The sequence below is a fragment of the Dinghuibacter silviterrae genome (genome assembly GCF_004366355.1).
Taxonomy (GTDB): domain Bacteria; phylum Bacteroidota; class Bacteroidia; order Chitinophagales; family Chitinophagaceae; genus Dinghuibacter; species Dinghuibacter silviterrae.
In genome coordinates, this window is sequence record NZ_SODV01000002.1 from 1822126 (window position 1) to 1834769 (window position 12644).

A 12644-nucleotide genomic window follows, 5' to 3' on the forward strand; every position below is an offset into this window, starting at 1 on the left:
TTTTCTTATAGTCCAAGCAATTTCTCCGTATAATCTACCATAAACAAAGGTATGTTCAGAAGCCCCTCATCCTTTTTCAGATTCCTAAGCGAATACCGTACACGCACCGCCGGCTTATAAAGCTCATTATACTTAATAAGGCTTTTGCCTCGGACATTCTCATCCGACTTAACTTCAATAGGCAAGATGTTATTTTTGACCTGGATTAAAAAGTCCACCTCTGCCTGGTTGCCGGACGTCCAGTATCGCGGTTCTCCTTCAAAATGTGCGACCAGGTGTTGTAACACGAAGTTTTCGCTCAATGCCCCTTTAAATTCGGTAAATAGCCTGTTACCTTCAGTTACAGCAATGGGGTCCAACAGTGATAGCCTACGCAGTAATCCTACATCGATCAAATAAAGCTTGAAAGCCGAAAGGTCGTCATAGGCGGAAAGGGGCAGACCTGGCTTTTCGCTACGAAAGATCCGATGAATAAGGCCTGCCTGGGAAAGCCAAAGTAATGCGTCTTCGTATTCCCGGGCACGAGCGCCTTGCTTTACCGTCTGGTAAACGAATTTTTTATTGTCCCTGGCTAGTTGGGAAGGTATCGACGTCCAAAGATGGTTTATCTTGGGGATGTCTTTGTTTTCTGCATGTTTGGAAAAATCGAGGGCGTAAGCGTTTAGAATATTTTGAAGGACCACTTGTGTGCCTTCCATATCCTGGTTTTCCAACAGGGTTACCACGGCTTCGGGCATTCCCCCGCTTACAAAGAACAACTTCAGCTTTTCAACCAGCCGATGGAAGAAAATATCAGGTATGGGCACTATTTCATTGATATTTTCCAGGTAGGAGAATAGTTTTGGATCGGCGACCGATAAAAACTCGGAAAAACAGATAGGGTAGAGGTGTAGAAAATCCACTTTCCCGACAGGGAATGAATTTCCCCTGGACATCGATACGCCGAGGAGAGAGCCGGCACCCGCTACGGCATACTCAGGCGCATTTTCACAAAAATACTTGAGTGCATTAAGGGCGTCGTTGCATTCCTGTATTTCATCGAAAATGATCAGTGTCTCCTGGGGCAGAATGGTTCGGCCAAATATGAGAGAGAGGTTTTGAAGGATATTGGAAATGTCCTTAGTTTGTTGAAAAAATTGTTTGAGGTCCGGTTGCTCTTCAAAGTTGAAGTAGGCAACGTCGGCAAATTCACTGTCCCCAAAATGCTTTAGCAGCCAGGTCTTACCGACCTGCCTTGCGCCTTGCAAGATGAGCGGCTTGCGAGCCGTGGATTTTTGCCACGCGGACAGCTTTTTCGATATTTTTCGTTGGATCTCCATTTCACAGTTTAGATGCCAAAAGTGTGAAAAAAATCACATAATTGGCACCTAAACTGTGAAATTAGGTTATTTATGAAATTTGTAAAAACAAATATTATAATATTTTCATTGCTGATCTAAATGCCTTGTTGCGAGTAGGGTATGCAAGATCTTTACCTATTGAATATCAACCTTTTGATGTGAAAAATCGACCGCAAGGCCTCGTGGTGTTGGTTCGAAAAAAATCCAACCAGGATCACAAGCGTTCTAAACGGATTCGCCGGGGCTTTGCCCCGGCGGTCGTGTTTATACGGGAGCGGCGGCGAGCTTGCTCGCCGAAGCGGACGGATGAACACGACAAGCCACGCCGAAGGCGGGGCGTACATCCGTTGGGGAGGCTTGGGTTAGCTCCCCTTTTATGGATCACCGCAGCCGCGCCCTCGCGGCGGAGGTAATCCAATCCGGATCACACAGATGGACTTTCCAACCAAAACCCGCTTTCAGAGCGGTTTTTTTTGTTTTTTGTCGTTACTCGCAACGAAATCGAATTTCATAAATAGGTTAGAATATCGCCCAAATTACTTCCTCTTTTAAGGAAGACATAAAGGTTAGTTAAGGTTCAAATGTTACGCCATGGGTTTGAGGATATGAAAAAAAAGCACATATTTGATGTAAAGTTCCTCTGATTCCGAACGATCCTATAAGCTGCTTATGAAACTCAACCATTTGTTCTTATCCCTTGTATTTCTCTTTTGCTTACGAACCTCCTTTGGACAGACAATTCTCAACAGGGTTATCAACAATGACCCAAGCCTCTTAATCTTTGCTTCAAAAGATACGAAGAGCTTTACAGTAGCTGCAGCTATAGACAAGCAAACCCATGTCTGTTACCTCCTTTCTTGTTATGGAAATATTGTGGATTCAGTAAAAATGGCTGATGGTGACTATGCCCGAGTACAAAGCAAGGTGGCCACCCCGTTTGATTATTTCAATGCTTTTTACGATGGTTTCCTCAAGCAACTTTCCATCGCTCAAATTCAGCTACATGCCACTGGAGAAATAAATCCGAGATGGGCGTTTGGACAATACCTGGCTGAAGCATTCCCTGAACTGACTACCCAGCCAAATGTGCTGCGGAAGATTATGCTTCTCGACGAAGTCAGGGAGCACTATTTGATTCGAAAATGGCTCCTGAATAATCAAAATCCAAAGAATTTTCCAGAGGATAGCGTAGCAATCTACCTAAAACAAGACAGGGCAAAGGGAGGAACTATGATTAAGAGAGGTGATACCACGCTTTTTTATAATCAAGATCACATTGCCAAGGCTTATAAAGCTATGTTGCTAAGTAAAGTGTCAAGGATTCTTTACTATGACCGCAATAACTCCGCAATAGACAGTCTTTCGCTCCGTCCTGCTTATGTTTCGTCCTTGCTTGGGGAGAAAACCGATGTGTTTTCATTATACAAGGCATGGCTTGAAATGCAATTGCAATCTATCGCAACCGAATTAAAGACACTCGATTCGGTAAATAAGGAATATCATCAAAAATTCTTCCAAACAGCTGATAATCGCGCAACGAACATCACTGAGTTGCTTGTCGAAACCAGGAGGTCATTTTCCATTGTTGAGGAAAAAATTGCCATAGCTGCGATTCCTGACCCCAAGGCCATTGCTACCAAGATGCACGATGACCTACAAAGTGCAAATGTTATATTGGTTGCAATGCCCGGCCTAGGTGTGGGTTATGCGACTACGTTTATTCGGGGAAACAAGCGATATGAGCTTACAGATAATAGAGGCAATGTAGTAGCTGTTGTTAGTGATAGAAAATCCGGAATAGACTCGAATAGCGATGGGACTGTAGATTATTACCGCCCAGATGTGGTGAGTGCTACGGACTATTATCCGTTTGGAGCACAGGAACCTGGACGGACTTTTATAAAAAATGGGGAACAAAATTTTCGTTACGGATATAATGGGAAAGAGAACGATGATGAAGTCAAGGGTGTAGGCGATCAACAGGATTATGGCATGAGAATCTACGATCCAAGGGTTGGAAGGTTTTTGTCTGTAGATCCGCTGTCGAGAAAATACGCCGAATTAACACCTTATCAATTCGCATCCAACAGGCCCATAGACGGCGTAGACCTCGATGGGAAAGAATATTCTCCCGCAGGCCTAAACAATGGGAATCCTCGGGCTACCACGGCCGTTGTAATCATGCTAAATCCGGAACAGTTACAGGCTGCAAATGCCGAAGCCGCAAAAAGGTGGCACGATGCGCGTCAAGACGTAATGCGTGAAGATAACAACGGCTTGACTCATATTGGTCCTCGAAGTGAGGTTGATGTAGAGGTCGCGGGAGCAAATATTAGACACGCTACAGAAATTGGCGATAACCTAAAAGGGCCAGGCGGATCATTGGGATTCGTATTAGGTGGTGAACATGGATCTTATATTGGCGCTTCGGTTGATGGGGTCATGATGTCAACTACCCCCGGAGCGGTTCCTGATCCAAATTCAAGTGCTTTTCCGAACCGACAAATGTTGCCACTCTCAAGTTCTGGCCCTGCAAATACGGAAGCACCCTTTGATAATCGAATAACAATAGTTACTGAGCCACTGGTAAACAGCCCTAAATCACCTGGGGAAATCGCGGCCGAGCGTTATCCTGGCGTAGCGGAAAACTATGGCAAGCAAACTATTGGCCAACTTCAAAAAACAATTCGAAATACAGAAAAAACAATTGAACAACATGAGCAATGGGTAAAAGACCCTCTTACCAAACCTGGACTGACCAAGGAAATATGGGAATCCAAAGATCCCCGTGAGCGCACCGGACTTATAAAGAAATGGGAAGGGGATATAGAGAGAAACAAAGCTTACCTTCAGATTGCAAAGGATGCCCTAAAAACTAAACAACAATAAATATATGAAAGACAATGTTGAATATTTATTTCTAAGTCATTTGGTTACCTTGATAAAAGAAAGAATTGACGAACTAGGCACTACATCCCAAGCCAAGGATCTTTATGAGTCAGGTCAACGTATCGCTTACTATGAGGTAGGCGGATTCGTTATGGAATGTTGTAACGTTTTTAATATTTCACTTGCCGATATTGGAATTTCAGATTTTGACCCAGAAAAGCTTATTCTGCCATAGGTATCTTGCTGGCACTTAGGTTCGATTTCTCAAAGACTTTACCCACTAGGTTGCACACAATAAACGTTAAAGATCATGATTGGGAGATTTTCTGAGCTCATTCAAAATATCCTTAGAAAGCCGGGCCTATTTATGGTAAGCAAAGTAGAAGATATCCAGTATATCGTTTTTGGATATATCTCGGCGATGCAAATTAATATGAATGATTCAGAGTTGACTGATTTTATGAGTGGATTTAGGGAATTTGTCCTGTTAGATCTTAATTGCAAGGAAGATTTCGATTGGTGCAGAATTATTAGATTTTATTCAAGCGGCGACAAAGGTAGTCTTGACCTATTTTCTAAACTATTTAATCAATATTTGGCTTTCAAAAAGATTCTGGTATGAATCGCTTAAGGTTAATCCTTTATGCAAAAACTCCGTATCTAATTAATGGGTTATGGTCCCGGAGGGGGCACTCCCCGGCGTAACATTTCAACCTCTAATTTGAGTTTTTCGTCGGTCGGTTCTTGAAGTTTGATACGCCACATTCTAGCCCCGAAAAAAGTAAACAAAGTACCCAAAGCAGATAAAATGATGAGGTGAATTTTAATAAAATAAAAGGTTTGTGTTTCCCTTTGCAACTTTTAAAAGACAGCGATGTCAAGACCCATCATTAATATTCAAATATAGTCGGGATGAAGACCTTTGTCACTTACAATATATTACTCGCCGCTTTCTGCGTTTTGATGATCTTTCAGTACGGTTGTAAGAACCGATTTGAGAGCGCTGCCTTGGGCAAATTCAAGCCATTTACACATAAATTAGCGGGCGATTCTACTGCTTATTGCGACAACAGCGACGTCGGACTCTTGCTGGCGCCTGATATGAGCTTTACGTTGAGAAACGGAAGGACAGTTTATTCAGGAAAATGGAAGGCCTATGACGACGGTGATCACACCTGGATCGTCTTTTCAATGAAAAACGGAAATATCTCTCAGGATTATATTAGCGGGGTGCATTCGGAGTATGTTGAAATTATAAATCCTGTAGACTTTGGTTTGCAGAATGTTTCAGTTCTGGTTTTTAAGAGGTACGAAAGATAGAGATCTAGCAATCATGATTATGACCTCCTCATAGGTTATAACTTGGCGAAGTGTTGGGTTAAAGAGTGCAAAAAGGGCTGTTTCAGTTCAATAGAAGCGTTATTCCATGGCCAAATAAGAACTTAAAGATTGCTCCAGCGGTTTCCCACGAAATAACCTTTTCCGCCACCATATCAAACAATTTTCCTTTTAATAACTGTCCGAAGCTTTTATGGTCTAGCTTCTCAATGACCCCTTTTAGCTCCTCAAGCTCCTCAAAAAGGACCTGGTGCTCCATTGAATGATCTTGTCGAAGCTGCTCGATTTTTTGGGAAAGTTCTTGAATGGTGGAGGGACCAGAGGAATAATCCTCTGTAATCTTCAAAAGATATTCTTCAACATATTGAGCGCCGTTGAACGTTATCTTGCCCCATATTCCGGCAGCGGAACCACCTACAGTCTCAATTAACCCATCATTCTCTAACGACCTCGCGATATCACAGACCTGTGAATAATCCCTGACAGGGACTCCATTACCTTCAAAAATTATATCCAATCCGTGATGTGTGCCGTCATCAATCTGATATAGTTTTTCAAGAAGAAAGGATTTCTTCATTTTGAGATTATAACCTTTTCTATAATCTATATCCACGTGAATGCCCCTAATAAGATCGCATACCGATATGATACTATGATTCGCTTTTAAGAAATTTATCTTTTGATTAAGAAAGTGCTTGTCGGTCTTATATTCCTCATGAAAAGCTAAGGGATTTTTCGGCTTTTGGACCCTTGGCTGTTGTGGAACATGCAACCTGGCGTCAAGTCCTAGGAACTCATTTACATACTTTTTCGTTGAAAAACTTGATTCAAGGAACATAGATGTATTGTCGCTCCAATTTTTTTCCTTATCCCTGAATGAATCATATTGTTCTTTAGTTGAGGCAGGTCCAGCAGCAATGGATTCTCCATCCTTAATTAGTGAAGAGATTTCGTTAATCCATTGGTCGAAGGGTTGGGTAAGTACCGTTAGGGAGTTCATAAGTTATAAATATCGTTTATGTATAATCGATCACTGCCACTATCCTGTATTCATACGAGCGATGTCTCTGGTAAAAAGTCCCTGGGGGAACAGTTGAAAATCTGTGCAAACTTATTTAAATGTTGCACATTGTACCTCTTATTATATCGATAGCTTTCAGCCTGACCTACAAATCCGTCGAATTGGGTTGTCGTAGGTGTGGTATGTCAAGTCTTTATATGTTGAATATCAATATCTTGATATGGGAAATCGACAGTAATGCCTCATAGCATTGGTTCGAAAAAAAGCCAAACAGACTCACACAGGTGGGCTTTGCAACCAAAACCCGCTCTGAAATCGGTTTTTTTGGTTTTTATCGTTACCAGCATCGGAATTGCTACTCGCAAACGGGCCATTTTCATTGATATTTGATTCGAATCCGATTCGGTCGGGCTGGTTGGGTAATTCGAACCTGGTCCACCAACGGTAAACCACCTAAGGTTTGGATTTCCCTGCTATTCTTTGGTGATCGGCTCGTTTACGGTATCAAATAGCATACTGTGATAGAATATGTCAAACCTCCGGGGCAAGATAGGCGTGGCTGTCTTTGCGGAGTTCTTCCAGGGTTGGGTTATCTGAGGGATCAATAGCAGGCGTCCAATCCAGCATGGGTTGCTTGGGTTTGATGATCACTACACAACGATATACGAGAGGAAGGATTTACGTACAAGCTGGCATTTTGTTGGGCGGGAGCCCAATTGTACAAACCCGATTATCCTCAAAGCTGACCTATTCTTAGGAAATCGGGCGAAAAATTTATGAAGGTCTGCCATCAATAAACAATGGATCTATTACATGCTCATACACCCACCAGGGAATATTCTCTGTTTTTGGAATAAAAGTGTTCCCATTTTCAACTTCTGCCACCAATTTTATTTCAGAATTTTCAGCCGAATTATCTAAAAGATATGTTCGGTAGGTCAATGGGATCAAGGACGGGAGTAAAGCTAAGGAACTATAATATCTGTTAATGATCTTATCTTCCGGAACGGCATGCCCCTTTAATGCAACTCTTTGTGCAACCCTATTGATATTAATGGTTGGATCGACGGTGCAAACAAAATACAAGTAGTTTTTATAACCATGTTCTTTTGCTTGTCGAAGGAAATTTATTTTTGATGAGTGACTAAGTACCGTTTCAAAAGTGAAGGTGTTGTTCTGTAACAATAGTTGAAACCGGATAAAATCCGCGGCAATTGCCGCATCATATTTGCCTGTGGGATGGCTATTACCTATCAGTAAATTATTTTCAGAAAACGAAATATTGATGGGAGATTTTTCAGCCTCTGCTTTTTCTAACCAACTTTTTCCTTCGTGGAGCAGGTAGTGATGATACGTTTCTAATGGAATTGTCAAGCCATATTCCGCATTAAGATTGAGGACTTTCTTGGCGTCTAGAGTTTGCTGGATTTCATCAGCATTAACGAAGAATCCACAATAATAGCTGCTTCTGATTTTCTTTACGATTGTACTTTTTCCACTACCATTGGGGCCCGCAAGAATCCGCAGGCGTTTACTTCTTTCTGACATGCAGGATATCAGATTTTAAGCGCCTATAATAGGTTACTTCTTTGGGACCTATAGATGAAGCAAGTACCTCATAACGCCCATCAGGATATTCCCGGATGATTTTGTTATCACGGGCAAATACTCTGGGTATTCCAACTGCTTTTGCTTCAGATGCGGCAGCAAGGCCAGCTTGGCTAACTAATTTCTGAATCTCATCTATTCCTTCAGGGCTGTTCTCAACATCAGAGAAATCTGACGTATGTGAAAGGTGGAATTTCCTTACACCGAGCCTGGGCGCAAGTTTTCCAAAGGCTCTTTTTGTCCCTCTAACGGCGAGTCTGCACTTATGTTTTTGGTATCTCCGTTGGCTCATGATACTAAGATACAATTATTTTCTAACCAAAGTGCCCTATTGATGGTCTGTATTATATTGATTAACAGTTTTTTATGATTAATTAAATTTTAAAGTCATATATACTCTTGTTCAAAAAAACCCACTAGGCCTATAATACTCCTGGGATAATGTCAGGAGCAGGTTGGGTGATAAGTTGGGTGATCGGTTGGGTGATAATAAATGGAAAATACTCAAGGCTACTTTTACAAGTTCCATCGGCAATTTCACACTTTGAATGCCCAAAATGTGATAAAATCTACAAAATAAGCACTTATGTGTTCGTTCTACTCATTAGCTATCATTCATTCTATTTGGGAAGGTTCAATGGGTGAATATTGACCACTGGATGGGTAAATTTTGACCAATAATTCGCATTAAAATATTAATAATCAATATATTATTGTCTGCATGGTCGAAAATAGAACCTTCAAACTTCTGTATCCCTGGTTCGAAAAAAATCCAACCAGGCTCACCACCCGTCTTCTTATTTCATAGACCCCTTTCTGACAGCAGTTTTCAGCGTATTTAAACATGTCCGCATCTGACCTCCAGGCAGTCCCCCGCCGATTGTTCGTTCACGCACGATTACTGTATCGAAACCGGACATCATGGCCTCTCACCAGCCTCGACAGATGGATGGTCTTCAAGACTTTACAAATCCGGCGCCCTTTTGGGATCATCTTGATGATTTGGCCGCCTTACTCGTTACAAACACCGACCACACCATGTTCCGCAACTATCTCAGGATCGCGTTCCGCAGCCTCAGGAAAAGCAAGGGTTTTACCGCCATCAACATCATCGGGCTGTCGACAGGACTCGCTGTCTGTCTCCTGATCGTCCTGTATGTCACTGACGAGTTGGGCTATGACCGTTACAATGTCAACGCGGATCGCATCTATCGCCTTGACGCGGACATATTTTACAACAATACGGCATACCTGGGCGCAGATGGGCCCAAACCCCTGGCCCCTGCCCTGATCCGTGAGAATCCGCAGTTCGAACAATTTGTCCGGCTTAGCTACGCGGGGGATGTCATGGTGAGAAAGGGCAACAATTATATCCAGGAACACCATTACGTCTTCGCCGATTCCACCTTTTTCAAGGTCTTCACCGTCCGGATGCTCGCCGGAGATCCGAATACGGCGCTGAATGAACCCAACTCGCTGGTCATCGACGAGCGTACAGCCAGAAAATATTTTGATGAATCTGATGTCCCGGGGAACGTAGTCGGCAAGACCCTGGAACTGGAAAACCACACCATCTGCAAGATCACCGGTGTCTGCCAGGATATGCCCCGCCAGTCGCATTTCCACTTCAGCCTTATCCGGCCGATGCGCGAAGCCGGCATCGGCGATTATTGGCTCGGCCAGAACTGTATCAGCTATGTCCTTGTCAGACCGGGCTACAGCAAGGACTTCCTCCAAAGCCGCGTGAATGCCACGGTCAACACCTATATCGGCAAAGCGATGCAGACCGACCTGCACCAATCCATGCAGGACATGGAGCGACAGGGAGCGCATATCCGGTACCTCCTGATGCCGCTGAGGGATATTCATCTTCATTCCAACAAGATTGCCGAATTCGAACCCAACGGCAACGCAGTCTATGTGTACGTCTTTTTGTTTATCGCGACCCTCATCCTGGCCATCGCCTGTGTGAATTTTATGAACCTCAGCACGGCCCGTTCCGCCAATCGCGCAAAGGAAGTGGGTATTCGCAAGGTGACAGGTTCTACCAGGGGACAGCTCATTTTCCAGTTCCTTACGGAGTCAGTGCTGCTCAGTTTTTTCTCGCTGTTGCTTGCGGTGGGCGTCGCCGTTGTTCTCCTGCCCATCTTCAACCAACTCTCGGGTAAACAGTTGGATGAGGGGATGTTCTTCTCTGCGCACATCCTGCCGCTGGCGGCTGGGCTGGTCCTCACGGTGGGTTTCCTCGCCGGCAGCTATCCCGCGTTCTATCTTTCATCGTTCCAGCCGATCCAAGTCCTAAAGGGCAGGATCGCCGCGGGTTTCAAGAGCAGTTGGCTGCGCAGCGGCCTGGTCGTCTTCCAGTTTTTTATATCCATCGGGCTGATTATCGGAACGCTTGTCATCTATCGCCAGCTCACCTACATCCGCAACCGGGATGTCGGCTTTGACCGGGACCAGGTGCTGGTCGTGCAAAATGCCTATACGGCCGGCGATGCAGTAAGGTCGTTTCGCCAGGACCTGCTCAAGCTGAACGGCGTGGTCGACGCAACCCTTACCAACAATCTCCCCACTAATCCAGGCAACTACAGTCAGAATGCCTGGTACCGCGAACGAAATATGGCTCCCGGGAATATGGCGCTCCTGACCAATTTGTATGTCGACGAACACTATATCCCCACGCTTGGCATGCACATGGTCGCGGGCAGGAATTTTGCCCCTTCCGAATACCGCACGGACTCAATGGGCATTATCCTCAATGAAGCGGCGGCAAAGATGCTGGGCTTTAAAGACCCGCACAACCAAAAACTTTACGCCCCTGGCACGCAGGACTCCACCGGCGCCTATAAGCTCAACGAATACCATGTCATCGGTGTCGTAAAGGATTTCAACTTTACCTCGATGCATGAAAAAGTACTGCCCATGATCATGAACCTCGCCGACAACCGCGGCAGCCTGTCCATCCGCTTTAAGGGCGGCGACATCCGTTCGCAGGTACAGGAGGTGGAGGCCGGCTGGGGACGCATCGCGAACGGGGCGCCTTTCAGCTATACCTTCATGGACAACGACTTCAACAACATTTACAAGAGCGAGTCGCAGACGGGCCGGCTCTTTGTCACCTTTGCCGTCTTTGCCATCCTCATCGCCTGTCTCGGGCTGTTCGGCCTGGTGACCTATGCGGCCGAGCAGCGGACGAAGGAGATCGGCATCCGCAAGGTGCTGGGAGCAAATGTCGGCGGTATCGTGGCCCTGCTAAGCCGCGATTTCCTGCAACTGGTGGGGATCGCTTCTATTATCGCCTTTCCCATCGCGTGGTGGGCCATGAACCAGTGGCTACAGAGTTTTGCCTATAGGACCGGCATCAGTTGGTGGATCTTTGCTGCGGCGGCCGGGGCCGCCATTCTGATTGCGCTGGTCACCGTGAGCTTCCAGACGATCCGAGCGGCCCTCGCTAACCCCGTGAAATCCCTCCGCAGCGAATGATTGGCAAATTCCGCTTCTTTTTTCCCGAAAGCGCTTCCGACATTTTACCCCGTCAAAAATAATTGCCTATAAACTTGCGCAACTCAAAAGTTGCATATATATTTGCAACCTGTAGGTTGCGTAATTGAGTATTGAAAAATGAAACAAGACATATTCCAAGCCATAGCTGACCCAACACGCAGGGCTATTTTAGCTTTAATTGCTATTCAATCATTAACGCCCAATGCAATGGCGGAAAAATTTGATATGAGCCGGCAGGCCGTATCAAAGCATATTAAGGTATTACAGGAATGCGAATTGATTAGACCTGAGCCGTCCGGCAGAGAAATTTATTATCATTTCAATCCAAAAAAAATGCAAGAATTGGACGATTGGATAGCCCAATTCAGGAAAACTTGGGAAACTCAATTTAATCAACTTGACGAGGTATTATCAACAATTAAAAAAAAGAAAAAATGACAAAGAGTTTGCTATTTGATTTTACCGTTGACAAAGCAACAAAAACGGTATTCATAACCAGAGAGTTTGATGCCGACCTTTCCCTGGTATGGGATGCTTTTACCAAACCAGAAATCCTTGACCAATGGGTGGCAGCTAAACCATGGACGTCAAGAACAAAATTTATGGACTTCAAGGTGGGTGGACGAAGGTTTTATGCGATGGTAAGCCCTGAAGGACAAGAGTTTTGGGCAATTCAGAAATACACTTCCATCAGCCCAAAGACTAATTTCAAATTGTTCAATGCTTTTGCGGACAAAGATGAAAACCCTCAATTACCCGGTTCTGATTGGGATTACACCTTTAGCGAACAGAAAGGAAAGACAACCGTGCGTATTGCTATTTATAATGAATCTCTTGCCCGCATGGAAAAGATGATTGAAATGGGCTTCGAAGAAGGATATACGCTGTCAATGAACAATTTGGAAAATGTATTGGCAACCTTATCCGGGAAATGATCTAAAAAA

The 12644-nt window shown here is 44.4% G+C and carries 10 protein-coding genes; 6 read left to right on the forward strand and 4 right to left on the reverse strand.

The features are described 5' to 3' along the window. Nucleotides 1–5: 5 nt before the first annotated feature. A complete protein-coding gene (locus EDB95_RS24715) occupies nt 6–1319 on the reverse strand; it encodes an ATP-binding protein (RefSeq protein WP_133998888.1) in 1314 nt (437 codons plus the stop codon). A 690-nt stretch (nt 1320–2009) separates the two neighbouring features. On the opposite strand from EDB95_RS24715, the gene EDB95_RS24720 reads away from it, so the two are divergent. The 3 genes from EDB95_RS24720 to EDB95_RS24730 all read left to right on the forward strand — a co-directional run bounded on the left by EDB95_RS24720 (nt 2010) and on the right by EDB95_RS24730 (nt 5549). Further along, nucleotides 2010–4229, forward strand: coding sequence for an RHS repeat domain-containing protein (locus EDB95_RS24720; protein WP_133998891.1), 2220 nt, complete (start codon nt 2010–2012; stop codon nt 4227–4229). 4 nt (nt 4230–4233) lie between these two features. Then, nucleotides 4234–4464, forward strand: a complete 231-nt coding sequence (locus EDB95_RS24725) for a hypothetical protein (protein WP_133998894.1) — start codon at nt 4234–4236, stop codon at nt 4462–4464. A 677-nt stretch (nt 4465–5141) separates the two neighbouring features. Beyond that, nucleotides 5142–5549: a hypothetical protein gene (locus tag EDB95_RS24730; RefSeq protein ID WP_133998897.1), complete on the forward strand. Its 408-nt coding sequence runs from the start codon at nt 5142–5144 to the stop codon at nt 5547–5549. Between the two features lie 82 nt (nt 5550–5631). On the opposite strand, the gene EDB95_RS24735 is transcribed toward EDB95_RS24730, so the two are convergent. The 3 genes from EDB95_RS24735 to EDB95_RS24745 form a co-directional block, all read right to left on the reverse strand. Next, nucleotides 5632–6567 (reverse strand): hypothetical protein, encoded by a 936-nt coding sequence (locus EDB95_RS24735; RefSeq protein ID WP_133998900.1) that lies wholly within the window; start codon nt 6565–6567, stop codon nt 5632–5634. Between the two features lie 795 nt (nt 6568–7362). Continuing rightward, the gene (locus EDB95_RS24740) at nt 7363–8136 is read right to left on the reverse strand and encodes a toxin (protein ID WP_133998903.1); all 774 of its coding nucleotides are present in this window, start codon (nt 8134–8136) and stop codon (nt 7363–7365) included. After that, nucleotides 8120–8488 carry a hypothetical protein gene (locus EDB95_RS24745; protein ID WP_133998905.1) on the reverse strand — a complete coding sequence of 123 codons (369 nt, stop codon included), beginning with the start codon at nt 8486–8488 and terminating at the stop codon, nt 8120–8122. Before EDB95_RS24745 ends, EDB95_RS24740 begins: the two co-directional genes overlap by 17 nt. Nucleotides 8489–9234: 746 nt before the next feature. Here EDB95_RS24745 and EDB95_RS24750 point away from each other — a divergent pair. The 3 genes from EDB95_RS24750 to EDB95_RS24760 all read left to right on the forward strand — a co-directional run bounded on the left by EDB95_RS24750 (nt 9235) and on the right by EDB95_RS24760 (nt 12635). Then, nucleotides 9235–11679, forward strand: coding sequence for an ABC transporter permease (locus tag EDB95_RS24750; RefSeq protein ID WP_133998908.1), 2445 nt, complete (start codon nt 9235–9237; stop codon nt 11677–11679). Between the two features lie 138 nt (nt 11680–11817). Then, nucleotides 11818–12138 carry an ArsR/SmtB family transcription factor gene (locus EDB95_RS24755; RefSeq protein ID WP_133998910.1) on the forward strand — a complete coding sequence of 107 codons (321 nt, stop codon included), beginning with the start codon at nt 11818–11820 and terminating at the stop codon, nt 12136–12138. Continuing rightward, nucleotides 12135–12635 (forward strand): SRPBCC family protein, encoded by a 501-nt coding sequence (locus EDB95_RS24760; RefSeq protein WP_133998913.1) that lies wholly within the window; start codon nt 12135–12137, stop codon nt 12633–12635. Before EDB95_RS24755 ends, EDB95_RS24760 begins: the two co-directional genes overlap by 4 nt. Nucleotides 12636–12644 lie beyond the last annotated feature (9 nt).

What these genes read in the sequence shown, in the direction of transcription:
- EDB95_RS24750 (WP_133998908.1), top strand. Translation starts at nt 9,235, where the DNA reads ATGTTCCGCAACTATCTCAGGATCGCGTTCCGCAGCCTCAGGAAAAGC.
- EDB95_RS24715 (WP_133998888.1), bottom strand. Translation starts at nt 1,319, where the DNA reads ATGGAGATCCAACGAAAAATATCGAAAAAGCTGTCCGCGTGGCAAAAA.
- EDB95_RS24730 (WP_133998897.1), top strand. Translation starts at nt 5,142, where the DNA reads ATGAAGACCTTTGTCACTTACAATATATTACTCGCCGCTTTCTGCGTT.
- EDB95_RS24740 (WP_133998903.1), bottom strand. Translation starts at nt 8,136, where the DNA reads ATGTCAGAAAGAAGTAAACGCCTGCGGATTCTTGCGGGCCCCAATGGT.
- EDB95_RS24735 (WP_133998900.1), bottom strand. Translation starts at nt 6,567, where the DNA reads ATGAACTCCCTAACGGTACTTACCCAACCCTTCGACCAATGGATTAAC.
- EDB95_RS24745 (WP_133998905.1), bottom strand. Translation starts at nt 8,488, where the DNA reads ATGAGCCAACGGAGATACCAAAAACATAAGTGCAGACTCGCCGTTAGA.
- EDB95_RS24720 (WP_133998891.1), top strand. Translation starts at nt 2,010, where the DNA reads ATGAAACTCAACCATTTGTTCTTATCCCTTGTATTTCTCTTTTGCTTA.
- EDB95_RS24755 (WP_133998910.1), top strand. Translation starts at nt 11,818, where the DNA reads ATGAAACAAGACATATTCCAAGCCATAGCTGACCCAACACGCAGGGCT.
- EDB95_RS24725 (WP_133998894.1), top strand. Translation starts at nt 4,234, where the DNA reads ATGAAAGACAATGTTGAATATTTATTTCTAAGTCATTTGGTTACCTTG.
- EDB95_RS24760 (WP_133998913.1), top strand. Translation starts at nt 12,135, where the DNA reads ATGACAAAGAGTTTGCTATTTGATTTTACCGTTGACAAAGCAACAAAA.